This is a genomic window from Veillonella parvula (assembly GCF_032577575.1).
GTDB lineage: Bacteria > Bacillota > Negativicutes > Veillonellales > Veillonellaceae > Veillonella.
The window spans coordinates 47122-73271 of sequence record NZ_JAWFVO010000005.1 but is presented as its reverse complement, the minus strand read 5'-3'; the positions used below and the strand labels follow the sequence as shown (position 1 = coordinate 73271).

At 41.3% G+C, this 26150-nt stretch carries 23 protein-coding genes; all 23 read right to left on the bottom strand.

Translation table 11 applies throughout. The features are described from left to right. Positions 1 to 97: 97 nt before the first annotated feature. The gene (locus E7K77_RS09410) at positions 98 to 1501 is read right to left on the bottom strand and encodes an anion permease (protein WP_287541660.1); all 1404 of its coding nucleotides are present in this window, start codon (positions 1499 to 1501) and stop codon (positions 98 to 100) included. 388 nt (positions 1502 to 1889) lie between these two features. Beyond that, entirely contained in the window at positions 1890 to 2801 is a 912-nt protein-coding gene (locus tag E7K77_RS09405) for a LysR family transcriptional regulator (RefSeq protein WP_325306559.1), read from the bottom strand. A gap of 13 nt (positions 2802 to 2814) precedes the next feature. Then, positions 2815 to 3558, bottom strand: coding sequence for a Bax inhibitor-1/YccA family protein (locus E7K77_RS09400; RefSeq protein ID WP_004695271.1), 744 nt, complete (start codon positions 3556 to 3558; stop codon positions 2815 to 2817). 35 nt (positions 3559 to 3593) lie between these two features. Next, positions 3594 to 5342 carry a pyruvate kinase gene (gene pyk / locus E7K77_RS09395; protein WP_325306557.1) on the bottom strand — a complete coding sequence of 583 codons (1749 nt, stop codon included), beginning with the start codon at positions 5340 to 5342 and terminating at the stop codon, positions 3594 to 3596. Between the two features lie 199 nt (positions 5343 to 5541). Further along, positions 5542 to 8949, bottom strand: coding sequence for a DNA polymerase III subunit alpha (locus E7K77_RS09390; RefSeq protein ID WP_325306556.1), 3408 nt, complete (start codon positions 8947 to 8949; stop codon positions 5542 to 5544). 12 nt (positions 8950 to 8961) lie between these two features. Further along, positions 8962 to 9729 (bottom strand): M48 family metallopeptidase, encoded by a 768-nt coding sequence (locus tag E7K77_RS09385; RefSeq protein WP_325306555.1) that lies wholly within the window; start codon positions 9727 to 9729, stop codon positions 8962 to 8964. 245 nt (positions 9730 to 9974) lie between these two features. Beyond that, positions 9975 to 10739, bottom strand: a complete 765-nt coding sequence (locus tag E7K77_RS09380; RefSeq protein WP_039965274.1) for a DUF3969 family protein — start codon at positions 10737 to 10739, stop codon at positions 9975 to 9977. 137 nt (positions 10740 to 10876) lie between these two features. Next, entirely contained in the window at positions 10877 to 11800 is a 924-nt protein-coding gene (locus E7K77_RS09375) for a hypothetical protein (protein ID WP_325306554.1), read from the bottom strand. Then, positions 11787 to 12674: an immunity protein YezG family protein gene (locus E7K77_RS09370; protein WP_325306553.1), complete on the bottom strand. Its 888-nt coding sequence runs from the start codon at positions 12672 to 12674 to the stop codon at positions 11787 to 11789. Before E7K77_RS09370 ends, E7K77_RS09375 begins: the two co-directional genes overlap by 14 nt. A 40-nt stretch (positions 12675 to 12714) precedes the next feature. After that, positions 12715 to 13095: a hypothetical protein gene (locus tag E7K77_RS09365; RefSeq protein WP_123138537.1), complete on the bottom strand. Its 381-nt coding sequence runs from the start codon at positions 13093 to 13095 to the stop codon at positions 12715 to 12717. Positions 13096 to 13260: 165 nt separating this feature from the next. Further along, positions 13261 to 13722: a helix-turn-helix domain-containing protein gene (locus tag E7K77_RS09360; protein WP_325306552.1), complete on the bottom strand. Its 462-nt coding sequence runs from the start codon at positions 13720 to 13722 to the stop codon at positions 13261 to 13263. Between the two features lie 46 nt (positions 13723 to 13768). After that, positions 13769 to 15073: a glutamate-1-semialdehyde 2,1-aminomutase gene (gene hemL / locus E7K77_RS09355; protein ID WP_325306551.1), complete on the bottom strand. Its 1305-nt coding sequence runs from the start codon at positions 15071 to 15073 to the stop codon at positions 13769 to 13771. 9 nt (positions 15074 to 15082) lie between these two features. Continuing rightward, complete coding sequence (hemB, locus tag E7K77_RS09350; protein WP_008602583.1) at positions 15083 to 16057, bottom strand: porphobilinogen synthase; 975 nt, start codon at positions 16055 to 16057, stop codon at positions 15083 to 15085. A 9-nt stretch (positions 16058 to 16066) separates the two neighbouring features. Then, on the bottom strand, positions 16067 to 17575 hold the full coding sequence (gene cobA / locus E7K77_RS09345; RefSeq protein WP_316059749.1) for a uroporphyrinogen-III C-methyltransferase: 1509 nt from the start codon (positions 17573 to 17575) through the stop codon (positions 16067 to 16069). Beyond that, the gene (gene hemC / locus E7K77_RS09340) at positions 17572 to 18510 is read right to left on the bottom strand and encodes a hydroxymethylbilane synthase (protein ID WP_316581739.1); all 939 of its coding nucleotides are present in this window, start codon (positions 18508 to 18510) and stop codon (positions 17572 to 17574) included. Before hemC ends, cobA begins: the two co-directional genes overlap by 4 nt. Positions 18511 to 18514: 4 nt before the next feature. Beyond that, positions 18515 to 19786, bottom strand: a complete 1272-nt coding sequence (gene hemA / locus E7K77_RS09335) for a glutamyl-tRNA reductase (RefSeq protein ID WP_004695233.1) — start codon at positions 19784 to 19786, stop codon at positions 18515 to 18517. Further along, on the bottom strand, positions 19755 to 20402 hold the full coding sequence (locus E7K77_RS09330) for a precorrin-2 dehydrogenase/sirohydrochlorin ferrochelatase family protein (protein ID WP_120056001.1): 648 nt from the start codon (positions 20400 to 20402) through the stop codon (positions 19755 to 19757). Before E7K77_RS09330 ends, hemA begins: the two co-directional genes overlap by 32 nt. Positions 20403 to 20459: 57 nt before the next feature. Beyond that, positions 20460 to 21245 carry a YlmH family RNA-binding protein gene (locus tag E7K77_RS09325; protein ID WP_004695229.1) on the bottom strand — a complete coding sequence of 262 codons (786 nt, stop codon included), beginning with the start codon at positions 21243 to 21245 and terminating at the stop codon, positions 20460 to 20462. A 2-nt stretch (positions 21246 to 21247) separates the two neighbouring features. After that, complete coding sequence (proC, locus tag E7K77_RS09320; protein ID WP_325306547.1) at positions 21248 to 22042, bottom strand: pyrroline-5-carboxylate reductase; 795 nt, start codon at positions 22040 to 22042, stop codon at positions 21248 to 21250. Between the two features lie 26 nt (positions 22043 to 22068). Then, positions 22069 to 22566: a cell division protein SepF gene (locus tag E7K77_RS09315; RefSeq protein ID WP_287508263.1), complete on the bottom strand. Its 498-nt coding sequence runs from the start codon at positions 22564 to 22566 to the stop codon at positions 22069 to 22071. A 53-nt stretch (positions 22567 to 22619) separates the two neighbouring features. Continuing rightward, the gene (locus E7K77_RS09310) at positions 22620 to 23306 is read right to left on the bottom strand and encodes a YggS family pyridoxal phosphate-dependent enzyme (RefSeq protein WP_004696793.1); all 687 of its coding nucleotides are present in this window, start codon (positions 23304 to 23306) and stop codon (positions 22620 to 22622) included. A 175-nt stretch (positions 23307 to 23481) separates the two neighbouring features. Beyond that, positions 23482 to 24336, bottom strand: coding sequence for a polyphenol oxidase family protein (locus E7K77_RS09305; RefSeq protein ID WP_325306546.1), 855 nt, complete (start codon positions 24334 to 24336; stop codon positions 23482 to 23484). Positions 24337 to 24345: 9 nt separating this feature from the next. Continuing rightward, the gene (locus E7K77_RS09300; RefSeq protein WP_325306544.1) at positions 24346 to 26073 is read right to left on the bottom strand and encodes a TIGR03960 family B12-binding radical SAM protein; all 1728 of its coding nucleotides are present in this window, start codon (positions 26071 to 26073) and stop codon (positions 24346 to 24348) included. Positions 26074 to 26150 lie beyond the last annotated feature (77 nt).

Below are 26150 nucleotides of genomic sequence, written 5' to 3'. Positions count from 1 at the left end.
TTATAAACCTCAAGTCTGTGCAGGCTCGTCGCGAGAGCCTATACAGACATTGATTACTAACAATTAAATTCTAACACTCCATAGTAATGATTTCTAATTACATGAACCCAGCGATTTTCCACCAAGGGATACCGATTACGTAGTTCAATACTAAACATACAACAGCGGAGATAAGACCAACTGTCCACCAGTCTTTTACATTGTTATAACCGGCAGAGAAAATGATTGGACCAGGAGCCGCACCGTAGTGAGTTACGGAACCGCCATAGGAATTTGTACCAATTAAGATGAAAGCTAATAATGTAGGATCGATTCCTGCGTTAATACCAACGATCAAGAATACTGGAAGCATTGCAGAAATGTATGCTGTACCTGATGCGAAGAAGTAACGAACCGCAACGGAGATTACAGAGATAAGGATAAGCATCATGAATGGATCTAGGCCGAAGTTCATGTGAGTTTCTAAGAACTTAGCCAACCATTCGAAGAATTTTCCTTTGGTCAATGCAGAAGATAAGCCCAAGATGCCACCAAACCAAATCAATGTGTTCCAAGCTGCTTTAGTTTTGAGCAAATCATCCCAAGTAATAATGCCACATACAAATGTAGCAATCATCGCTACGATAGCCACTGCTGTAGCATCAATTTTAATACCAAATGTTGGAAGAATCCAACCTGTGATTGCAAGTAGTGCGATGGCGATAAGGCCTTTTTCAGACGCTTTCATAGGACCTAATTCTGCTAAACCATCAGCCGCAATTTTCTTGTTATCAATTTCTTTGACGGATGGACGTTCATACATATAGCCGATGAACGGAATACACATTAACATAATGAAGCCAGGTACGAACATAGCTAATGCCCATTGTCCCCAGTTCAAGGATACACCAGTCAATTTAGTAATAAAGTCTAATGCCAATAAGTTTGGCGCCATTGCTGTAGCGAATAAGAAGGATGTTACCTTTGTTGCAAAGTAACCATTCTGTAAGAGGTACGCACCTGCTTTTTTTGCAGTCTCACCAGGGTAAGAACCAACAGCTTCAGCGATGGACAAGTTGATAGGATATACGATACCTGCTGCACGAGCTGTGTTGGATGGAGTTGCTGGAGACAAGATCAAGTCAAGGAATGCCGTTACATAACCAAGACGAAGTGTTGTACTACCAAAAGCACGAACCAAGTAGTATGCGATACGATGACCAAGGCCAGTTTTACCAAATGCAACAGATAATGCAAAAGCTGCAAAGATTAACCATAATGCTGTATTACTGTAACCAGCTAATACATCTTTAGTGTTGCTCAATAAGATAGAAGATGTAGCAACACCTAATAATACTGTAATAGGAACAGGGAATGGTTTTAATACCAAGCCCACGATAGTTGCTAAATAAATACCAAATAATTGCCATACTTGTGGTTTGAGCCCTTCTGGGGTGCCACCAAACCATGCGATTGCGACGATGGCAGCCATAACGGCAACGCGCCATAATTTGTCTTTCATGTGTGTCTTTCCCTTTCTGAATTAACTTAGGCATACATAAAATCATCTAGTCTTCAACAACATAACCGTTCGCGACGTCGATTACATTGATTAAGTCTATACTCATTATAAATGTTTAAAAGAAATATGAATAATAGATTACCTTTATAGGGGTTATAAAAACTTTTATATCTGTCAATCATACTTTTTATGCATTTTGAGCATAGTTTTACAGTCCCAAATGAAAAAAATGCATGTATACCTCCCCAAAGGGGATATACATGCACTTACATGGTACTATATTGCTCTTAATCTATATTATGAGTTATTATATCGAAAAAGTCCAATACTGAAACAGCATGGATAAACAGTTAGAAAATCTCATAGATATACTCTATTATAATGCATCCTATGCTTTATATTCTCTAAATATACTGTCATCCACTACGGTATGTTCTTTGTAGTAATTGCGAACATATTCGATAAATGTTTTTACTACAACCAAGTTTTCCGCATCTTTTGTGTACACCATATTAGTATCACGGGTAATATATTCACCATTTTTACTGCGTAATGGGCTCACATAGATATCTTTATCCTTACAGGATCCAAGTCCCATATAGGTCAAGATAGACCAACCAAGACCAGCACGAACAAAGTGACGACACGTACTCATAGAATTTACGTCCATCGCCACACTTGGGGGCTCGTCAAAATGTTCTGCACACCAAGTTTCGATAATATTTGCCACCGATGCATCTGTTTGGTATTTAATGAATGGTACCTTTACTAAAGATTCAGGCGGCACTAATTCTTTATATACAAGACAATATGGCTCTGCTAGTAACAGTTCAGACTTACCAGACACGTCATAGCCACCACGAGCAAAGGCGACCATACAGTCGCCCGTATTAAACATCTTTACTACTTGATGGCTGAAAGCAGTCGTCACTTGAATGTGAACATCTGGATATTGTTCCCGGAAAGATCTCAATAAGGCTGGTAGTTCATAGTCTGCAAAGTTAATAGATGACGCGATTTTCAATGTCCCTTGAATCTTGCCAGAAGCGGAATTCATAGCATTCTCCAAAGCCTCCTGTTCTTGCATCATTCGCTTGCAGTAATCATAAAAAATTTCGCCTTGTGCCGTGAGGGCAATCCCTTCAGCAGTCCGCAACAACAGAGAATGGCCCAAGGCTTTTTCTATATGGCGCAACCGATAGCTCAACGCTGGTTGCGATAAAAATAATTTTTCTGCAGCCCTTGTAATATTGCCTTCATCGACAACAGTAACAAAGGTTTGCCATTCTCTATCGTCCATACAAACTCCTTTGTTATCGCTTATTACCAAAGATGCGTAATAAGGATAAGAATAAGTTAATGAAATCTAAATAAAGGCTCAAAGCACCAGTGATTTCAATGCGGTCTAAAATTGTTTCATCCTCCATGAGCGCCACTTGTGTCACATTATTTTTAATGCGGTTCACATCGATAGCTGTAAAGATAGAGAATACTACAACACCTACATAACCTAGAACTAAACTAACAGTATCACTAAAGCCACTGAGTACAGTCCAGTTAAAGAAGCGGGCCCCCATCATCACCAAGGATACGATGATCATGCCGAACAATGCCGCCATCACATATGGTGTAAGGGATGATAAATTACGCTTAGTTGTAGCCCCTACCACTGCAAAGCCAATGAAGAAAGCAAGAGTACCTATTAACGCCGGAATAACAACATCAAACACATTGTATCGCAAGGATACCAAGGTCAATGTGAGGCCATTCAAAGCACTATAGAGGAAGAACATACCACGTAACGTCATTACATTAGCAGAATATGCACGAGCACTAAATAGGAATACCACACCAAGCTCTACTAATAAGATAATATTAAAGTTTTGGTATGCAAAGCGTAACCAATTTGGATTCACTAATGCAGCAAAGCCAACACCAATAGTTGTAAGTAAGCCTACAACCATCCACAAGAAAGAGCCTTTTAATCGTTGAGATACGATACTTTCAACCTGTGCAACCTCAGCTGCAGTAGGTCCTGTTACATTATATGGATTCATACTATCCCTCCTTATTTAATTATCACTTATAGCGATTATCGAGCATTGGCAATGCCCGCAAACACCTTTCCACGTTCGCCATCGATAGTCACTTCTTGACCTTCAAGGAGCACTTCGTGGGCATTTTTAGCACCTAAAATAACCGGAATACCATAGGTAATGCCCGCAATAGCGCTGTCCGATGTATAACCATCTTCTACTGCGATGATACCGCCAGCACGTTTGGCAATGGCCATCAATTCAGGCTCCATTGTACCTACTACGAGAATATCGCCGTCTTTGAAGCTTTCATAATTACCCTTATGATTAGCCGCAATGTACACATTACCTGTAACGGATTTACGTAAAATACCATTGCCAGACAAGAGCACTCGACCAGCAATGTGAACGCGAATCATATTGGTCGTGCCTGTTGCACCAGATGGCACACCAGCGGTAACAACTACGAGGTCGCCAGACTCGATGGCACCAGTACCAAGCGCACCGGTAATGGCTTGTTTTACCATTTCATCGGAGTTGATAATTTCATGACCTTTGATAGCCTCTACACCCCAGCATAATTGCATGCGACGAATAGTTTCCTCATGAGGTGTGACAGCGATGATTTTACAATCTGGACGATGACGAGCCACACTAAGTGCGGTGTGACCAGATTCAGTACATGTCAAAATAGCTGCGGCCCCGAGGTTTTGAGCTACGCGCACGCTAGCCAAGCATACGGCGCTTGTAGTAGTCATTTCTTCATCCTCACGAGCGCGACTATAGCTATCGTAAATAGCAGCCTTTTCCGTTACTTCTGCAATGCGAGTCATGGTCGCAACAGCTTCTACAGGATAGGCCCCATTGGCTGTTTCACCAGATAACATAATCGCATCAGTACCATCCAAAATGGCGTTAGCTACGTCACTTGCTTCCGCACGTGTTGGACGTGGATTTTGAATCATAGACTCGAGCATTTGTGTCGCCGTAATAACAGGTTTACCCAAGTTATTACATTTTTCAATCATCATCTTTTGAAGTACTGGCACCTCTTCTGCAGGAATTTCTACACCGAGATCGCCACGCGCAACCATGAGGCCGTCAGCTACTTCCAAGATTTCATCAATATTTTTAACGCCTTCTGCATTTTCAATTTTCGCGATAATCTTGATATCTTTTTTCTCAGACTCAAGAATGCGACGAATAGCCACAATATCTTTGCCGCGTTGCATGAAGGATGCGGCCACAAAGTCTACCCCTTGTTGACAGCCGAAGCGCAAGTCCGCTTCATCCTGTTCAGATACAGGTGGCAAGCTTAGTGCTACACCTGGTACGGCTACGCGCTTGCGGTTGCCGATTTCTCCGCTGTTTTGAACAGTTGTAACGATATTATTGCCTTCGATAGCATCGATGGTAAGTGTTACAAGCCCATCAGCCAAAAGAATTTTATCCCCTACGGACACATCGCCTGTAAGACCTTTGTGGTTCACGGAACTAAGCTCTTCTGTGCCTTCCACCTCATCTGTAGTCAACGTAAATTGTTGACCCGCTTCGAGGAATACCTTGCCCTCTTTAAATAGACCGAGACGCACCTCAGGGCCTTTTGTATCGAGCATTAATGCGATTGGTTTATTCACAATCATCGCCGCATCACGCACCATTTGCATGCGTTCTGCTTGCTCTTCATGGGATCCGTGGGAGAAGTTAAAACGAGCTACGTTCATGCCCGCCCGCATCATATCTTCTAAGATACCAAATTTATCCGTTCCCGGACCTACAGTACATACGATCTTTGTACGTTTCATCTTTCCTCCTATGAAAGTACCTCCAAGATTGGATCTTTCATTTCTTATTATATCAATGTTGGTGAAAGCTATCTATGCCTCACGCAACATATGTTTCTCTACACCATTTATATACTTATGTATCAAGTATATGCTTATTACATGTTACACCTATATATGCTCATTATATGTCGCACATACTTGTGTTAACATTATATGTTTACTGTACCTCTACGGAGCCCTCGCCTAGAATAGATTCAATAGCCCTGATAGATTCATCACTAGGGTCAAAGCACATATTTGGTGGTAAATTAATGCGTTTTCGTTGACGGTGTAAATATAACGACGTTGGCACAGAGCCAGCGGTGCTAGTCAATACGCGTTTTAAGGCTTCGCTATTTTCTGGTGTATCATATTGGCTATAAATGTGGATTGCCACCTGTTTTGCCTGCCCATAGTTTACCTTTAATGGCGTAATACGGTCTGCAATGATTTGCACACCCTTTTCATCCGCATCAACCCGGCCTTTTACCTTAACAATCATATCGACCGCAAGGAATTGCTGACTTTGACTAAAGACCTTAGGGAATGCCACTACATTAGCCGCACCAGAATAATCTTCGATGCGAAGAATGGACATAACCTCATTGCGCTTTGTCATGCGATCCGATTTATTTTCGATGAGGCCACCAAAGGTAATGGTTTGGCCATCGTATTGCTCTGGATTTTCTACGAGAGCACCCAGTTCAAAGAGACCTTCCAATTCTTTCGCATATCCTTGCAATGGATGCCCCGTAATGTAAAAGCCGGTATATTCTTTTTCATCCTTTAACTTATCGTCTTCCGATAAATCCTCCACATTGGGAACAGGGATGAAATCGACAGATTCTTCCATATCGCCAAAGAGGTTCATGGTACCCATAGCAGCATCTTTTTGCTCTTTAGCACCAACGGCTTGTGCGCTTTCATACATGTGCAACAATTGGTTACGATTTTCCTTGAAGCCATCCATGGCGCCGCAGCGAATGAGACTTTCAAGAAGTCGTTTATTAACAACCCTATTATCCACCCGTTTGCAGAAGTCCACGATATCCGTATACAGACCATGCTCATTGCGCTCGCGAATCAAGCGATCAATAGCATTGTCCCCTACGTTCTTAATACCGCCAAGGCCAAAGCGAATGGCGTCGTCTTGTACGGCAAAACTGCGTTCAGAATAGTTAATATCTGGACCTAGAACCTTAACGTTATGCTTCTTGCAAGAGTTAATGTAATACGTTAACTTTTGCATATTCTGCATGAAGCTCGTCATGGTAGCCGCCATAAATTCCGGGAAATAGTGCGCTTTCAAGTACGCTGTCTGGTACGCGATATACGCATAAGCCGCACTATGTGATTTATTAAAGCCATAGCCTGCGAAGTATACGAGCAAGTCGAATACTTCGTTCGCCACGGATTCATCGATACCGTTTTTAACGGAGCCCTGAATAAAGGACTCGCGCTGTGCTTTTAAGACAGATTCCTTTTTCTTACCCATGGCGCGGCGCATCAAGTCCGCTTGACCAAGGGAGAAGCCCCCCATGGCGGAGGCAATCTGCATAACCTGTTCTTGGTATAAGATTACCCCGAAGGTATCTTTCAATATAGGTTCCAAAATTGGATGTAAGTAGGTAACCTCTTTTTTACCATGACGACGGTCGATAAAATCCGCCACCATACCAGAACCAAGTGGACCTGGACGATACAAGGCTACCAACGGAATCAAGTCCTCAAAATGCTCAGGCTTAAGATCCATAACAAGCTTCGTAATACCTTCTGACTCAAGCTGGAATACACCAGAGGTGTCGCCCTTTGTGAGGATGTCACAAGCCGCCGCATCATCGAGCGGGATAGCATCTAAATCGAGGTCAATGCCACGGTTAGCCTTGATGAGCTTTAAGGCATCTCCCATAACCGTTAAGGTGCGTAGGCCCAAGAAGTCCATCTTTAAGAGGCCTAATTCCTCGATGTTATCCTTATCGTATTGCGTAACAAAGCCTTCATCATTGGCATTTTGTACCGGTACGTGGTCATCTAAAGGGTCTGCAGAAATTACAACGCCCGCTGCATGAGTGGACGAATTGCGTGCAATCCCTTCTAACTTTTTACCAAAATCAAATAGCTCTTTTACATTTGAATCAGATTCATATAAAGCCTTTAAGTCCTTGCCTTGTAACGCCTTATCTAAGGTAATACCCAATTCATTAGGAATCATCTTAGCAATACGGTTTACCTCCGCCAGAGGTAAGTCGAGCACACGACCTACGTCACGGATAACGGCACGAGCCGCCTCAGTACCAAAGGTAATAATCTGAGACACACGAGCTTGACCGTATTTTCTCGTCACATATTCGATGGCTTGACCACGCTTTTCATAGCAGAAGTCAATATCGATATCAGGCATGCTTACCCGCTCTGGATTTAAGAACCGTTCAAAGAGCAAGTCGTACTTCAATGGATCAAGGCCCGTAATACCAAGTAGATAGGCTACTACAGAACCTGCTGCCGAACCACGACCAGGACCAACTAAAATGTCATGCTCACGGGCATAGCGCACATAGTCCCATACGATGAGGAAGTAATCCTCAAAGCCCATGGTACCAATAACATCTAGTTCATAGTCGAGACGTTTTTGTAATTCTTCAGAGGTCTCCCCATAGAGGCGAGGAATTTCTCGTTCACAAACCTTACGTAAATACGTTTTAGAAGTTTCCCCTTCTGGCACATCAAAGTGCGGCAAGTGATGTTCATCAAAATTAAACTCTACATTACAGCGGTCTGCAATTTTTAAGGTGTTTTCAATGGCCCCCGGAATATGTCCAAATAGCTCTGCCATTTCATCCCCAGACTTGAGATAAAACTCATCATTAGGGAACTTTAAGCGGTCTACCTCAGCACGGCGACGGCCTGTAGAAATACAAACCTTAATATCTTGCGCGTCCGCATCCTCTTTTAAAACATAGTGGAAGTCATTAGATGCTACGATACCAAGACCATATTCCTTGCTGAGTTTTATAAGCGCCTCTTGCGCCTTTGCCTCCTCTGGTAACCCGTGATTTTGGATTTCCAAGAAGAAATTATCTTTCCCGTACGTCTCAATATACCATTCGATGGAACGCTTCGCGCCCTCCATATTATCTTGCAAAATATACTGCGGCACTTCACCTTGAATACAAGCACTGAGGGCAATTATGCCCTTGCTGTATTGGCGCAACAAATCGCGGTCTGCACGGGGACGATATAACATACCTTCCGTAGACGCTTTAGACACGATTTTTACGAGATTTCGATACCCTTCCATGGTCTCAGCCAATAGGATGAGATGTTTTAATCTTTCACGGCTGCGACCTTCGGGACGATCAAATCGGCTGTTTTCCGTTACATATACTTCACAACCGATGATAGGCTTAACGCCTTGGGCCATACATTCTTTGTAGAAATAAATGGCTGCGTACATATTGCCGTGATCTGTAATGGCAAGGGCCGGCTGATTTAACTCCTTCGCACGACGTACCATGTCAGGCAAACGACTGATGCCGTCAAGCAAACTAAACTCTGTATGACTATGTAAATGTACAAATGGCTGCATGGTACACCTCCTTTAAGGGCGATGAGCAAAATACACATTCAATGACTTCTTACGAGCCTTCCAATCTGGCAAAAACTGCGCCACTAGATTGTGAAAATTCTTGGAATGGTCTAAATATTTAAAATGAGCAAACTCATGAACCATAACGTACTCAATATACGCCTGTGGTCCCTCTAACAAACGGGTGTTCATCTTGACGAGCTGCTTTGCAGGCGTACAAGAACCCCAACGACTCTTCATTCGCTGCTGTTTTATGATTGGCATAGGCACATCAATACCTTGCTTGTGAAAGCGCTGATACACGACCTTTGCCCAATGGACAAAGACCTTCTCCCCTAAATTACGCCAGTAACTCTGCATTAATTTATGCTTTGCTTCAAAGGTCGTACCCTGAGGGACAACCATGGTAAGAATCGCCTTTCCGTCAAAGCCGATGTGAGGCTTTCCATCCTGCTCAACTAGGCGTAATATAACGGGAATGCCGAGGATGGATAAACTTTCACCATTCACATACTGCAACGCCTCAACGCGCTTGGCATTCAATGCATCAATTTTGTAACGAGCCCGCTCAATGAAGGGCATATTCTCGATGACAAACTTGTCCACCCTATAATCCGGCACATACCCATTCGCTGACACATGGATCACACCATCCTTTGTAATGCGCATGTTCATGTTCTTCACACGCTTGATGGTTAACTCATATTCAATTATGTTGCCATTATAGGTAATAGGCCTAGTTGTTGAAGTATTCATACCTTTTATTTTATCATAAAACACTCATAAAATCGTAAAAATCTGGTAATTTTAATAGAACTACTTAGATTTTAATCAATACTGATTTTTATTAGTTTTCAATATAAAAATGACACCTATACCAGTCCCTTATGAAAGGTATAGATGTCATTAAAATAAGCTTATAACATTTAACACTAAATATTATTTAAGGATAGAAGTTAATAAAGGTTAATCCCAAAATTAAAAGTAATCATAAGTATAGAACCAACTTAATAATCTTTTAGAATCTATAATCCCAAGTCTATAAACTTCCCTAAAACTTTAATTTGCCAGAACATCCCTCTAGTAGCTTTTAAATCAATGTCTGTTTTTAACTTATCAAAACTCACATCATAAAATGGTAATAATACCTGTAATGATGCTAATTTTGCTTTCATAGTAATTAATTCTTTACTTAATTGCCCGGATATATTAGTATCAACTATCTCCTGTAAATTGGAAATACATGCTTGAAAATCTTCATTCTGAATACGTTCACACGTATATATTTCAGACAAATAGGTCTGTTTAATACAACTTAAGATTGATTCAGAAATGAATTCAGGTTTTTGTAAGACTTCATACAATCCTAACAAAAACAACGCCCAAAATATCTCCTCTACATAATCGGTAAAGAAATAGATACCGAACTTCTTTTCATCATGTGTAGAAATCTTTAACGCTTCAGATAAAGTATTACCCTCTAACTCCCGTTCTATTAAAGCAATCCAACTACTGCATTCAATATCATCTAACATATCATTTAATGGTGGTATAGGAATCCTACGAGCCATCCACTCATCAACATCCTCTAAACTCATCCCATCTCCAATAATATTTAACAATTTATCGGACAGATGTGCTTTTCTACACATTAATCGAATTAACATACTAAATATGTAATATTCTAGAATGGTCAAATCAATATAATTTCGTCTATATGCCTTAACAGCGCCCAATATAAAGACCATTAAAAATGTATCTAAGCTTTTTTTATTTTTAAAATAAATCATAATTATACCTCTACCCACTATATTATTTTAGCTTTTGATTTACTGGTTTATCATTAACCCTTTTTATTTATAGTAATAAATAATATATATTCTTTAGCCAGACTCCCCAACTAAGTATGAATACATTGAAAAGTTAATCACTCTAAATAGTTTTCTAACCCCATTTTATGTTCTGGTTTTAAGCTCATACTCTCTCGTGCAGTAACTAACTTAATAAACAATTCTTCTATAACATCCTTATCATCTTTACTAAATTGACTATAATGATCTATAGCTATAATTTTATCTTTTAGTTGTTCATCATGATTTCGTTCTTTGATTAATTCATTAACACTAAACTCTTTTGATTTACTAGAAACCGTTTCATTAATAAAATTATAATTTAATAAGTTATTAGAATAGTACTTCCATACTATACCAGTTTCTAAATCTATCTTAGTAATGCTTCCAAAATCAACATTATAAAATATATTATTAGAAATTTTATACGTATCAATTTTCGATAATTTAGATCCTGTAGCTAAATTATAAATTCCACGGGTTTCGTAAGAAAAAAAGAATGGAAATCTAATGATACTTCCCTCCTCTATAGGAATTCTTTGCCTAAAATCAGCATAAAATTTGCTTTTCCAAACTTCCTGTTCCGAATCAGAAAAACGACTAAATTCTGGATATACATTAGTAATGTCATTTATTCTGATTTCATTAGATGGCTCTTTATGTAATATAAATACATGTTCGTTATTTAATTCATTATATACACCAATACCATTTGTAGTTATATAATATATTTTCCCTCGTACTTCATCAAAACCAAGAACATTAGAAGCAATTATATTAGTTGGCTCTTTGTAATATATTATACCTCCCCTCAGATCCAAATAGTGGATAAATGGATGCATAAAGTTTGTAGCAAAGAAAAGCCAACCGCCAAAAATAATACCTACTACTATTAAACAAGAAAGAAGTATTCTCTCAAGCCATTTTTTGAGTTTTTTCCTATCTGCATGAAAGCTTATCCAATCAATTTCATCAACGAACTTAAAATTATTTATCTCCATAAGTTAGCTCTAAAGATACCTCACCATTAGAGGTTAATGTATATACTAAACCAGAGAATGGGTTTTGATTATAGAATTTAAAAGTCTCAATCATCGCTACAACTTCATTTTTTAAATCATACATAATTTCCGAAATAATAGCAGGCTCTTCATCATTATTTTCCACATACTTTGTAATACATGAGTCATCCTCAGTTTTATAAACCAGAAGCTCTACAGAAGGATTATCAACATTCATATCAAAGTGTAATTTAGCACGATGCCAATTTAGAGGGGTTAATTTATATATATTTTTGGCCACTTTATTATAATGTTTTTCAAGTTCCGATTCTAAGCTTTTATGCTTTAACTTAAATGCCTTATCAATGGCAGTATAATTTTTTGCTAATACACGAGATTCCATATCCTCCAATAATAAAACACCTCGAGGACCTTTTAGCATTTCTTTATATACATCCGGCTCAAATTCATCTTCTCTAGCTAGAACACCAAAATTCTGATACTCCCACTTATATCTATTTTGGAGCCAACAATCATCAGTTACAGGGTCATTATGAAATTCACAATGTGGCTCATAGTCATCGCGTGAAATATACATTGTCCCCCAAGTCCACTTCTCAATCGATGCTTCGTGTAATAATCTAACATTCGTTAAAATATCATACATCCCCTGTTTTATTCGTTCGCTATTTTCATCAGAAAAATTATATATAAATTCACCATATTGAATAATAGATCCACCTGGCGTTTTTATATAATAACAACCTGATGTTGATCCTAACTCAGAACATTCAAAATACAAATAAATCTTATACCAATATTTAGGCGTACACTCCACCAATATATCTCTTATTTTATTAATATATGTATTCATAGTTATTCCTATTAATCTTCACTTTTCCAATTAAATTTATTTAAATCTTGATGAAATTAAATACAAACATACATGTTAATAAAAATAACATTGGCAATGTAGAATAAAAATCTTTTTTAGCTTTTTTATTGAGCATTACTTTCACGTCAGGTGATAAACTACAATCCAATTCAATAGCAGGAACTCTTAACCACATTTCTAATAAAAACAGACTTACAGATATCAATTCTAATAAAAACCGCACTAGTCTAGAATATCCTGCAAAAATAATATATAAGAAAATTATCACACCTAAAAGCAGCTCTGAAATTAACAAAGATTTTGAGCGTTTAATTTTAATATGCTGTAATGTGAAGTATGGATTTTTAATGAAATACAGACAAAATAAAAATGCTAAAAATCCTGCAAATACTACTATCATAGCTTTCTCCTGTAAGACTAGTAAATATTTATTCCACGTCTATAATTCAATTATATGTTAAACTAACGTATACCACCAACGAATATTTTGTTATATATGGCAAAAAAGCACCATCTATCGAGGGACAACTTATGTTTCGTTTAGTCCCTAAATAGATGGTGCTTTTTATTTTAGATTCCGTCGTGCCGTTAAACTACCCGCACTGCTAGCTAGTCCAGCCCGATTGATATGTGGGTTCCCATGTTTGTACGTTTTTGGCTTGCTGTCTTTATCTTCTACTTTTGATTTCTCAAATTTAGTAAATAAATTATCTAGCTCACGCAAGAGCGCACGTTTTTGTGAGTCTTTCAACTCGAATACATCACCTTTATAGGCGATGTATTTATTTTTTAGTACAGGACTAAGATCATAGATGGGCTCGTGTTCTTCTCCATTTACATCCAACAGCTCATCCAAGGTCAATCCATAATAGCGAGACAAGGCACAGAGTGTATCTAAATCTGGTTCGCGATACCCTGTTTCGTAATTTGAAAGCGCCGCATTACTGATACCTACGGCCTTTGCTACTTCGATTTGGCTTTTGCCCATGCGCACGCGAGCACGCTTTAAGTTCTTGTAAAACTGCATGTTCATCACCTGTATCGATACATAAACAACTACAAACTATAACTTCTTATAATAATGTATCACTAATTTTTTTAAAAGCTTCATCAGCAACGGCTAATGTACGTTCCACTTCACTGCTCTTATGGCAGATAGATACAAAATTACTTTCATAAGGACTTGGCGCATAGTAAATACCATGGCTCAAGTTATGATGGAAGAACATTTTAAATTGTTCTTCGTTGCAAGCTGAAGCATCATCAAAATTCTTAACTGGTTTATCAATGAAGAAGATGGTGAACATGGAGCCTACTCGTTGAACTACAACAGATACATTATATTGCGCCGCTAATCGTTCAAAGCCTTCACAAATGGCAATCGTCGTATCTTCTACTTGTTTAAATACCGTTGGATCACGTTGCAGAATGGAAAGCGTTGCCAAACCAGAGGTAACAGCAATTGGGTTACCACTCAATGTACCAGCTTGGTAGATAGGACCAGCTGGTGCAATTTGGTTCATAATCTCGCGAGAGCCACCAAACACGGCAAGTGGCATGCCACCGCCAACGATTTTACCAAGGCATGTAAGGTCTGGTTTAATATTGTAGCGTTTTTGAGCACCGCCGCTGCTAGCACGAAAACCGCACATAACTTCGTCAAAGATCAGTACAGCGCCGTGAGCCTTAGTCACTTCGCGCAAGGTTTCGAGGAAACCTGGTACTGGAGGCACACAGCCCATATTACCTGCTACAGGTTCCACGATGATCGCCGCAATAGTATCGCCGATCTCGTCGAATAATTTACGAACCGCATCAGAGTCATTGTACGGCAATGTTATGGTATTTTCAGCTACGCCTTGAGGAACGCCAGGGCTATCCGGCACGCCAAAGGTAGCAAGGCCAGAGCCAGCTTTCACCAAGAGAGCATCGCTATGACCATGGTAACAGCCTACAAATTTCACGATGCGATCGCGACCAGTATACCCACGAGCTACGCGCAAAGCACTCATGGTAGCCTCTGTACCAGAGTTAACGAGGCGGATAACCTCCATAGACGGCATGAAGGCTTGTATCTTTTTAGCCAATTCTGTTTCTAATAGTGTAGGTGCACCGTAGCTAGTACCACGAGGAATAGCCTCTTGCAGGCTCGCGATGACTTCAGGGTTCGCATGGCCCAAGATCATAGGTCCCCAGCTCAACACATAGTCGATGTATTCGTTGTTATCGATATCATAAATGCGGCTGCCACTGGCACTGCTGATAAATGGAGGGTTAGATCCTACGCTGCGATAGGAGCGAACCGGACTGTTTACGCCGCCCGGCATATAACGTTTAGCCTCTTCAAAGGCCTTTTCAGATTTACCGAGTTGGAACATAGTTCCTCCTTATTGTTGTAACCATTTAGCAATATCTAAGGCATGGTACGTAATGATGATTTTAGCACCAGCACGCTTCATGGAAAGCATTGTTTCCATAACGAGGCGTTCTTCATCGATGAGACCAGCCGCTGCGGCGGATTTAACCATCGCATATTCACCGGATACATTGTATACTGCAACTGGCAATTCATAGCGGTCACGCGTTTCACGAACGATGTCCAAGTAGGACAAGGCCGGTTTAATCATGATAATATCTGCACCTTCAGCGATGTCGAGTTCGATTTCTCTGAAAGCTTCTAAACGATTAGCCGGGTCCATTTGATAAGATTTGCGGTCACCAAATTTTGGCGCAGAATTAACAGCTCCGCGGAACGGACCATAGTAAGCAGATGCATATTTTGCTGCATAACTCATGATGGATACATTGGTATAACCTGCCGCATCAAGGGCTTCACGAATAGCACCTACGCGACCGTCCATCATATCGGATGGAGCCACCATATGTGCACCAGCTTCTGCTTGGCTTACCGCAACTTTACAAAGCAATGGTAATGTTTCGTCGTTCAATATTTCATGGTCATCGATCATGCCACAGTGACCGGTAGAGGTATATTGGCACAAGCATACGTCAGAAATAACCAAAAGATTTGGCACGGCTTCGCGGATGGCTTTGATGGCTTGTTGTACTGGTTGGGACATATCCCAAGCAGAGGAACCTTGCTCATCTTTGTATGTAGGAATACCAAAGATTTCTACACCACGCACACCAAGATCATAAGCCTCTTGAGCTACTTTCACAGCCTCGTCAACAGACAAGTGATATTGACCTGGCAATGTGTCGATTTCTTTTTTAATACCTTCACCAGGCACGATAAATAATGGATAAATCAAATCAGTTACGTCGAGTGTCGTTTCGCGTACCAAATCACGCATTTCTGGATTGATACGCAAGCGGCGAGGACGGTATGTTAAATCGTACATGTAATCCTCCTAAATGTCTTTTACAATAGCATTTACTAAGCCATCTGTTGTATATACATCGCTGATGATAGCCGGTTTAAGACCTGCACTCATAGCCGTAGCAGCCGTAATTGGACCGATACAAGCCACTTTAGTTTTGCCTAATAGCTCTAGTGCATTGTCGCCCAATAATTGGATTGTATTTGTTACAGTAGAGGAGCTTGTGAAGGTAATATAATCTACATTGCCTTCTGTTAAAGCTGTTACTAATGCTTCTTGTTGAGATGTATCTTGTGTCGTTTCATATAAGCGCAAGATATCTACATTCATATTGCGGTGACGCAAGCAACGTGGAATCACATCGCGTGCTACCTTTGGTTGAATCAATAATACAGAATCCCCTGCACTGAGTTCTTCTTCAAGAGCCTCCACAGCAGATTCAGCCTTGTAGTCTACAGGAATGATATCCGGTACGATGCCATATTTTTGAAGTTCACGAGCCGTAGCACAGCCGATAGCCGCCACTTTAGAATTACCTAAAGCACGTGTATCTTTGCCTTCTTTATATAGAGCATCGAAGAAGTAGCGAACCCCTTCACCAGATGTGAATACGATACATTGGTATTGTTTTGTATTATTAATGATACGTTTATCTTCCTCAAACAATTCCAATGGAGATGTTTTGATTGCCGCTGCTTCCACTACATTTGCGCCTTGAGCCGCTAATTTTTCGCGGAATGCACTTGCTTGGGAGCGAGCGCGTGTGACTACGACAGTTTTGCCGAATAAAGGTTTATTATCGAACCATTGTAATTTTTCACGAAGGTTGACAACATCACCTACTACGATGATAGCTGGTGCTTTCAATTGAGCCTTTGCTACATCTTCAACGACATGTTCAAGGGTAGAAACTAATACCTCTTGTACTGTTTTTGTTCCCCACCGAACAAGCGCTACTGGTGTAGAGGCTGCTCGCCCATGAGCCATCAATTTTTCCGCAATGACAGGCAAGTTACCAACACCCATTACAAAGCAAAGTGTATCTACCGCCGTAGCAAGGCCTTCCCAATGGATGCCAGATACTGCTTTTGTAGGATCCTCATGACCTGTTACCACCGCAAAGGATGTGGCCATAGCGCGTTGTGTTACAGGAATCCCTGCATAGGCAGGCGCTGCGATAGGCGATGTTACACCTGGCACGAACTCAAATGGCACACCGGCTTCGCCAAGAGCCATCGCTTCTTCACCACCACGACCAAATACGAGCGGATCACCGCCTTTTAATCGTGCTACGATTTTACCTTCTTTACCTTTTTGGACTAATAGCTCATTGATTTCCCATTGATGCATTGTGTGATCTTTACATTGCTTACCAGCGTAAATCAGTTCAGCATCTGGACGTGCCCATTCTAACAGATGGGCATCCGCTAAATAGTCATATACAATTACATCTGCTTTTTCGATGCATTCACGGCCTTTTACAGTGATGAGTTTAACATCGCCAGGGCCCGCACCAATTAGATATACCATACCTGTCATTTTATGATTCCTTCCTCTATGAGAGCATCCACAATACGTTTGCCACCTTCTTCATATAAGGCTTTTGCAAGATTTTTGCCAAGGATCTCGCCCTTTTTAGCAGGACCAGAAATTTCCCCTTCGTACACAGTTTTTCCATCGAGGGATGCAATCATAGCCTTTAAAGTCAATTGACCTTTATTGATGGTGCCATGTACGCCCATTGGCACTTGACAACCACCATTTAATTGACGCAAGAAACTGCGCTCCCCTTCAACGGCATAGCGCGTTGCTTCATCGTTGATAGGATCCAACATGTCAAGCATTTCCGTATCGTCGGCACGACACTCAATAGCGAGTGCCCCTTGTCCAACGGCAGGAATCATTTCGTCGGCCTTGAAGACTTGTGTAATTTGGTCTTCTAACCCCAATCGCTTAAGGCCTGCTTGAGCCAAGATAACACCGTCTAGCTTTTCCGTTTCAATTTTGCTCAAACGAGTCTGCACATTACCGCGAATCACCTCTACCTTTAGGTCAGGGCGAACATGTAGCAATTGAGCTTGACGGCGCAAACTACTGGTACCAACACGAGCGCCTTGTGGCAATTTGTCCAGTGTTTTATACACAGGACTCACTAGTGCATCATAAGGTACTTCACGAGCGGAGATGGCACCAAGAGTAAGGCCTTCAGGCAACTCTGTAGGCATGTCCTTTAAGCTATGTACGGCGATGTCGATATCGCCTTTATGCATAGCCGCTTCCAATTCAGCAGTAAATAAACCTTTACCACCAACTTGAGCCAGTGGTTTCTCTAAGATACGGTCACCCTTTGTATTAAAGTGAACCAGCTCTACCGTAATATTTGGGTACAGACGTTGTAATTCTGTACTAATATGTTCAGCCTGCCATAGGGCAAGGGCACTTTTTCGCGTGCCGATTCGAATATGATCTCTCATGGCATTAGCCTTCTTTCTCAAGATTAAACATATCTTTGAATAAGTCCCAGTACAAGCCTTCTTCCTCTGTACCAGCAATTTCGTTGAAGTGAATCATCGGTTCACGCAACATTTTACGGATGATCATGCGACTCATCGAGTCCATAACACGGCGCTCCTTATCGGAAATATCTGGCAATTTAGCTAATGCGCGATGTAACTCACGACGGCGAATCCGTTCTGCCTTTTCTGTAAGCAATGCCATCATCGGACGCACTGTTAAATAACTCAATTTATCCAACAACTCTTCAATAGCATCATGAATAATAGGCTCTGCACGACGAGCTTCCTCTTCTCGTTGTGCCTTGTTTTCTTCTACTACACTTTCAAGAGAATCAATATTAAATAGATAAATACCATCCAAGTCTGCCACCGCAGGATCGATATCACGAGGTACCGCTATATCGATCATAACGATTGGTTCACCCTTGCGAAGAGTCGTAATTTTCTTCGCTTCTTTTTCAGTAATAATATAATGCGGTGCCCCTGTAGATGTGATAAGAATATCCGCATCTTTAGCATACTCTACAAAGTTATCGAGCTTAACAGCTTTACCATTAAAGCGTTCCGCTAACATTTCAGCCTTAGCAAAGGTTCTATTAGATACGAAAATCGTTTTTACACCCTTCGCTTGTAAATGAGTAGCTGTCAATTCACTCATCGTACCAGCACCCAAAATAAGTACTGTAGCTTCGGATAATGGCTTATCTAAACTGTCCTCCGCAAGATTGACCGCCGTGTAACTAACAGATACAGGCGTATTAGCAATGCCCGTATTAGTACGTACCTTTTTACCAACGCTAATAGCCCGTTGGAATAAAATATTAAAAATTGTTCCCGTACAGCCTGCGCTATAAGCCTGAATATAAGCCCCTTTTAATTGGCTCAAGATTTGGCCTTCCCCTAACACAAGGGAATCAAGACTAGCAGAAACGCGGAATAGATGCTCAATACAATCTCGTTCTTCGTAGAAGAAGAATGCATCTGCATCGATATGATCTGCTCCTTTTAAATCTTTTAACACTGCCAACATGTAATCCTTCGGGAATTCTACACCTTCTAAAGCAGCATAAATTTCCGTTCTATTACAGGTGGATAATATAACGCATTCTGAGATACAGTCAAATTCATAGAGGCGATTTAGTGCGGCAACTACCTCGTCTTTATCAAACGAGAAACGTTCACGCACCTCTACAGCGGCACTTCTATGATTTAGACCTAATACCACTAATTGCATAGTTTAGTTTCTCCTCTATAATCATCCACTCTCCCTTGAGAATGGCTTCAAATGTTTCTACCGTCAGATTGTCTCGCCAAAATTTCTGTCGAGCCTCTGGAGTAGGAAGTAGTAACTTTACTTCTTCTCTAAATATTTTAAGTCTAGGCATAGCCTTTTGCAACTGACCATAACGATTCATCATATCTTGTCGTACGAGACGATTGATACGAGGTCCTACATTATTGGCACTAATAGCAATATGAAGATCGCCGAGTTCAAGGGATGACGGCACAGTAAAGCTACACGCGCTCGGATCATCACTGCGGTTGGTCCACACACGATGTTTTTTTCCTAGCTCATACAAGGTATCGTTTAGTTCATGATTATCTGTGCAGATAAACAGCAAACTACTCGAAATAATATGCTCTTCGTCGTCCATTGTGAAAGCCCGATCACACCAAGTGATGCGATTTTCCTTTGCCCATTGGCTAATCGTATCCGTTACAGCAGGAGCGATAACGACAATTTGGCAAGGCTCCTCAATAAAAAGCTGCATCCGTCGTTCCGCTACTTCTCCGCCGCCTACGAATAGGATTATATCTTCAGTTGTAGGTTGAAATGTTATGGATACCATGGCTGTCCTACTATATACAAAAAAATCGGCTTGATGGTCAAGCCGATTTTCAACTGCCTACATAAATCGTTTCAGATATACGCCGATACGCCCTTTACGAGAGGTACCTGTAATAGCTTCTACCTTCATTCGGCCACGACCACGCATGGAAATGACATCTCCTTCTTTAACCTCTTGGGATGCCCCCTTAGCTGGTTGCCAGTTTACTTGTAATAAGCCCGCATTGATAGCACTCACCAATTTAGTGCGAGATACACTAAATCCAGAACTTGCTACCGCATCTAAGCGCAAGGAAGCGACTGTAGTGCGGACTTCTTTAATTTTTTCTTCTTTTGGTGCAATATCTGATAACTCAATAGCCTCTACAGATACAGAAACCATAGCAATTTTCGTAAAGTTTTGAATTACGAAATCAGCCACGCTTTCATCCACCATAATCTGAGCGCCCCCTTGCTGGACGATAACGTCCCCAAATTTGGAGCGATCAATGCCAAGGCCCATCAAGGAGCCCAGCACATCGCGATGGGTAAGCAATCGGAACCGTGGGTCCCAATTTACCTTAAGGGCGCGAATGCCCATGTCCACGGTACCGTTAAAGTCGCTATCTACAAAGGCGATACGGATACGTTCCGCCCCTTCATAGCCACCGTCAGTTTTAACTGTTAACTGTGGGTAATTAGCCTTGATAGCATCTGCAATAACAAGGCCTGCAGGACTCGTAAAATCCGCCACACGATATGGGCGACCTTTAACAACCTGCTCAGCCAAGTCAAGCATGCGACGAGCTTCCTCACCGCTGCCGCTAGCTTCAAAATATCGAATTAATTTACTAGTATCTGCCAAAATTATTTCCCCAATTCATTCGACCGAGCAAGACATGCTACTACGCCGTCTTGGAGAGCACTGCGAAGTCCACCTTTTTCCATGGCACCAATACCGGCAATGGTAGTGCCCCCAGGGCTGGTCACTTGATCTCGTAGTACTGATGGATGATTGCCACTTTCAAGAGCCATCTTACCTGCACCGTACATTGTTTGAGCAGCTGCCTTTATGGCTAGCTGACGTGGTAAACCAATACGAACGCCTGCATCAGCCAATGCATCGAGGATGACAAACATATAGCCAGGGCCCGCACCAGATAGTGCGCCCAAGCGATCTAAATCGGCTTCGCTCACCACTGCTACCTCGCCTACAGCCTCAAATAAGGCTTGTACAGCACGACCTAGGTCAGTATTCACATCATCCCCGGCAAGTGCCGTCATGCCCGCACCGATAGAAGCCGGTGTATTTGGCATAGCTCTAAACCAGCTAGCTTGTGGAATCGCCGCATCAAGAGTATCTAATGTGACACCTGCAGCAACAGAAATCATAACAGTCCCATAAGGTACTTCTTTTAAAGTCTCTAACACAGATGGTAACACTTGTGGTTTCACAGCCAATAGAATAGTGTTGTACTCGTTTACATTAGGCAATGTAGTAAAACCTACTACACCAAGCTCCTCTGCAAGAGCCTTACATTGTTCTTCGCGACGCACTAGAATGTGTGTATCACAGGCTTTCAACACACCATGCTGTAATGCACCGCGCAATAGAGCGCCCCCCATTGAGCCAACGCCTATACATAGGGTTTTACCTAACATAGTTATCACCACCATTTATAGAGAGATTATTTGTTTTCCCAAGAATATTCGTTTTGCTCAGTTGTGTTGCTTTCATTGTCATTATAATCAATGGAAATATTTACAGGTACACACATGAAAATGTCTTTACCTACTTTTTCCAATTTGCCATCCAATGCATAGGTCGCACCAGATACGAAATCTACAATACGAGCTGCTTCATGAGGGTCTGTATTTTCAAAATTAATCAATACAGGACGCATGTCGCGCAATTGATGTGTAATATTTTCAGAATCTTCAAATACTTTTGGTTCAATTACAACTACTTTCATAGCTGTTGGACGTTGTGTCATCGTAGATTGGCCTCCTACCTTGCGTGGATGAAATTCAGATGCGCCGGACACGGGAGCCGCTGTTGCTACTGAGGTAGGTTCAGCTTCGTATTCCTCTTCATCTTCGTATTCGTAATCATCATATTCATAGTCATCATCAGTTCTGCCTAAGAATAAGTTTTTTGCTTTGTCTAAATAATCTCCCAATGCCATTTGGATTTCCTCCTAATACAATTAACGCTTCCGATTATCAGGTAACCCGAACCTTAATAATATACACGTTCCCCAAAAATTGCTGTGCCTACACGAACGATGTTAGCCCCTTCTTCCAAAGCGACCTCAAAGTCATGAGTCATCCCCATAGATAAATATTGAATCTGCCCTTCTTCAAAGTAGCGTTTCATATCCTCAAACAAAGCGTTCGCTACGCGGAAGATTGGACGAGCTTCCTGTGGATCATCGAAAAATGGTGCCATACACATCAATCCCCGTACGCGTACATGAGGCAATGTTTTTACATAATCTCGTATTTCTGGAAACTCTTCAACGGTCATTCCCGTTTTAGAAGCTTCGCGAGCCACATTGACTTGCAGTAATACATCTTGTATCTTGTCGTGCTTTGCAGCAACCTTTTCGATTTCATCTAATAATTTACGGCTATCTACAGAATGAATTAAATCAAACATAGGAACCGCTTGACGCACCTTATTGACCTGTAAATGACCAATCAAATGCCATGTTAATTGTGGCCCCTTATAGGTTAGCTGTTTTTCTTTGGCCTCTTGTACTCGATTTTCCCCTACATGAGTAACACCGAGCCGTGCGACCTCTTCTACAGCCGACACAGGGTGGTTCTTTGTAACCGCCACTAATAATGCTGTATCTACGCGACCAACACGCGCCATAGCATCGGCCATGCGCTGCTGTATAGCGTGTAGGGATTCTTCAATCACGTGAATGCCCCCTTCAATCTATATATCATAATCATCAAATATATTTGTATAGACTATTCTATTATATAGTATTTAAGGTCAAATGTACATGATTTAAGGCTATCCCCTACACAAATCCAAGCATGTATATACTTAAAATATCATACTTTATTATGATTCCTGTGAAAGTCAAAATTTATCGGTCTTGTAACATCGCAAATAAGGCCATACGACCTGTTCGCCCAGCCTCTCGGCGATAGGAATAACAAGCTACTTCTGTTACACTATCGGTACCACCAATCGTGATATTCTCTGGAGGAACGCCATTTACAACGAGATCCTCACCAATAAAGTTCCATAAATTGATATAAGCCTTGTCCAATTTATCACCAGAATAATTGACAACATCAGATACATCTCGGTCTATCATATCTCTCCAAGCTAATTCAAAGCGTTTACCTAGTTCTACATCTACTTCAAAGGACTCTGGTCCAATACTAGGCCCAAGATATATATAGCAATCTTTGAACTCAGTCCCATACGCCTCTTTCATGGCCTCAATGGTAAGGATTGGTAAACGGCCAATGGCACCACACCAGCCTGCATGCACCGTTGCAATCGCATGATGTTTGGCATCGTAAATACCTACGCCAACGCAATCTGCTGTGAATAGAAATAATGGCACATGTGGTAGATTTGTAAATACCGCATCACAATCATCGATAGCCGTATCTTCTCCAAAAGCACCTGCCCCAACAAGGTCTTCTGTGATTTCTACAGCCTTTAAACCATGGACTTGATTGCCACAAGAAATACGGTTTGGTTCAACACCTAAATATTTCGCAATAATAGCTCGATTTTCTCGTACGCTTTGAGCTTCATCCCCTACATGAAACGCTAGGTTTAATGATTCATAAGGGGCTTTAGATACGCCACCATGACGATAAGTATCGCCCATTACAATAGGAAATCGATCAACCCAGCTTGGCGCCTCATAAGACCATGTTCCATAAGGACCTTTCACATCTATACGTTTTACAGATTGACTCATCTGTTCCTCCTATTTACAAACGCCACAGCGTTTACAACCTTTTGCACATGGAGGGGTATAGGCTTCATCGAGGGATCGTTTCCATTCCATTTCAAGATAGCCCTCCTGCATCCCCATGTCTAAATGACTCCATGGCAAGAATTCATCAAAACTGCGTTCACGATAATTCATATTATCCATATCCAGGCCAGCAGCCTTCATTTCGGACTTAAAAGATTTACTGCCCCGATCTGCAGCACATGCTGCAATAACAGCGCCTAAGCGGCGATCCCCACGAGCAAGCACGCCTTGAATATACGCCTCTTTAGGCGACTCTACGAGAACCTCGATGCGGCGATTCTTTTGCAATGCTTTCTTTATATATTGTAACTTTTTCTCCACCACTTTTTGGTTATCCATGGCCATCCATTGGAACGGTGTAAAAGGTTTAGGAATAAATGGATTAATACTTAATGTCAAACGACCTTTACAGCCTACTTTCTCCATATGAGCTTGCGTTCTTTCCGCAAGTCCTACAATAGCCTCAATGTCCTCATCGGTTTCCGTTGGCAACCCAATCATAATATACAAGCGCATATGCTGAATACCTGACTTCGCAGATAAGGTGGCTGCATTTTGTAAATGCTCTTCACTGATTCCCTTGTTAATGACCCGACGCAAACGTTCACTGCCCGTTTCTGGCGCAATGGTAATCGTCTTTTGTCCACTATCCGCCAGTCCATCCACCACGGCTTGCGTTAATGAGTCAGCCCGCAAGGATGCACAAGAGTAGCGCATATCTTTAGCGCGAATATAATTAACTAGTTCATCTACCTCAGGATAATCCGAGATAGCAGCGCCCATGAGCCCCACCTTTTTACCTAGCTTTTCTGCGCGCTCTACACCTTCTTTCAAAATGTCTAAAGGACGTACACGAGGTACGCGGAAGCAATACCCAGCCATACAAAAGCGACAGTGACGACCACAACCACGGGCTACTTCGATGATATACATAGCACCAAATTCAGTATAGTTCGTAGCCACTACCGTTTCACCACCGCTAGTGAGCATTTCAAAATGACGTTTGATCGTTTTAGGCACGCCCTCTGCAATATCATAGCCTTTAAATTCACCGTCTTCACTGTAAATCGGCACATATAAGGATGGTACATACACACCCGATATATCCGCTAATTGACGTAAAATAGCATGGCGATCCAAGCCTTCCATTTTCCCGTCCCGAATGATATCTAATACGCGACTGACGATACCTTCCCCTTCACCGATGATGAAAGCATCGATAAAGTCGGCAAAAGGCTCAGGGTTGAAGGTCGCACAAGGCCCCCCTGCAATAACGATAGGATCGAACTCTGTGCGGTCTTTCCCCATAATAGGTACACGGCCATGGCGCAACATAAGCGGAATGTGGAAATAATCCATTTCAAAGGTGACGTCAAAGGCTACCACATCAAACTGATGCATAGGCCGTTGTGTTTCAACACTCATAAGAGGCGTCTTAGTTTTATCGTACGCTTCTAGTTCTTTTTTCTCCGGTAAGAAGATACGTTCACATACGCTATCATTACGTAAGTTAATTTCCTCATAAATGATGTGGAGACCAAGGTTACTCATGCCCACAAAGTATGTATTCGGATAAACGATAGCTATCTTTTGCCCCGCATGAGGATTTACTGTTACCCGACTGTCTTCATCTTTATATAATTCTTGTAATCGATCAATTAAATCTTTACGATTCACTAATTTCCTTTCTATATAAACCCACTAAGAATAGTGGGCTTAATAAAAACTAAATACTATATACCTATTGTTAAAAT

Coding starts and splice junctions, on each gene's coding strand:
- hemC (WP_316581739.1), bottom strand. CDS start 18,510: ATGAGAGATCATATTCGAATCGGCACGCGAAAAAGTGCCCTTGCCCTA.
- E7K77_RS09375 (WP_325306554.1), bottom strand. CDS start 11,800: ATGGAGATAAATAATTTTAAGTTCGTTGATGAAATTGATTGGATAAGC.
- hemL (WP_325306551.1), bottom strand. CDS start 15,073: ATGTTCCAACTCGGTAAATCTGAAAAGGCCTTTGAAGAGGCTAAACGT.
- E7K77_RS09380 (WP_039965274.1), bottom strand. CDS start 10,739: ATGATTTATTTTAAAAATAAAAAAAGCTTAGATACATTTTTAATGGTC.
- E7K77_RS09360 (WP_325306552.1), bottom strand. CDS start 13,722: ATGCAGTTTTACAAGAACTTAAAGCGTGCTCGCGTGCGCATGGGCAAA.
- hemA (WP_004695233.1), bottom strand. CDS start 19,786: ATGCAATTAGTGGTATTAGGTCTAAATCATAGAAGTGCCGCTGTAGAG.
- E7K77_RS09370 (WP_325306553.1), bottom strand. CDS start 12,674: ATGAATACATATATTAATAAAATAAGAGATATATTGGTGGAGTGTACG.
- E7K77_RS09315 (WP_287508263.1), bottom strand. CDS start 22,566: ATGGCATTGGGAGATTATTTAGACAAAGCAAAAAACTTATTCTTAGGC.
- E7K77_RS09405 (WP_325306559.1), bottom strand. CDS start 2,801: ATGGACGATAGAGAATGGCAAACCTTTGTTACTGTTGTCGATGAAGGC.
- hemB (WP_008602583.1), bottom strand. CDS start 16,057: ATGTACGATTTAACATACCGTCCTCGCCGCTTGCGTATCAATCCAGAA.
- E7K77_RS09305 (WP_325306546.1), bottom strand. CDS start 24,336: ATGAGTCAATCTGTAAAACGTATAGATGTGAAAGGTCCTTATGGAACA.
- E7K77_RS09365 (WP_123138537.1), bottom strand. CDS start 13,095: ATGATAGTAGTATTTGCAGGATTTTTAGCATTTTTATTTTGTCTGTAT.
- pyk (WP_325306557.1), bottom strand. CDS start 5,342: ATGAAACGTACAAAGATCGTATGTACTGTAGGTCCGGGAACGGATAAA.
- E7K77_RS09330 (WP_120056001.1), bottom strand. CDS start 20,402: ATGGTATCCATAACATTTCAACCTACAACTGAAGATATAATCCTATTC.
- E7K77_RS09400 (WP_004695271.1), bottom strand. CDS start 3,558: ATGAATCCATATAATGTAACAGGACCTACTGCAGCTGAGGTTGCACAG.
- E7K77_RS09390 (WP_325306556.1), bottom strand. CDS start 8,949: ATGCAGCCATTTGTACATTTACATAGTCATACAGAGTTTAGTTTGCTT.
- E7K77_RS09410 (WP_287541660.1), bottom strand. CDS start 1,501: ATGAAAGACAAATTATGGCGCGTTGCCGTTATGGCTGCCATCGTCGCA.
- proC (WP_325306547.1), bottom strand. CDS start 22,042: ATGTTAGGTAAAACCCTATGTATAGGCGTTGGCTCAATGGGGGGCGCT.
- cobA (WP_316059749.1), bottom strand. CDS start 17,575: ATGACAGGTATGGTATATCTAATTGGTGCGGGCCCTGGCGATGTTAAA.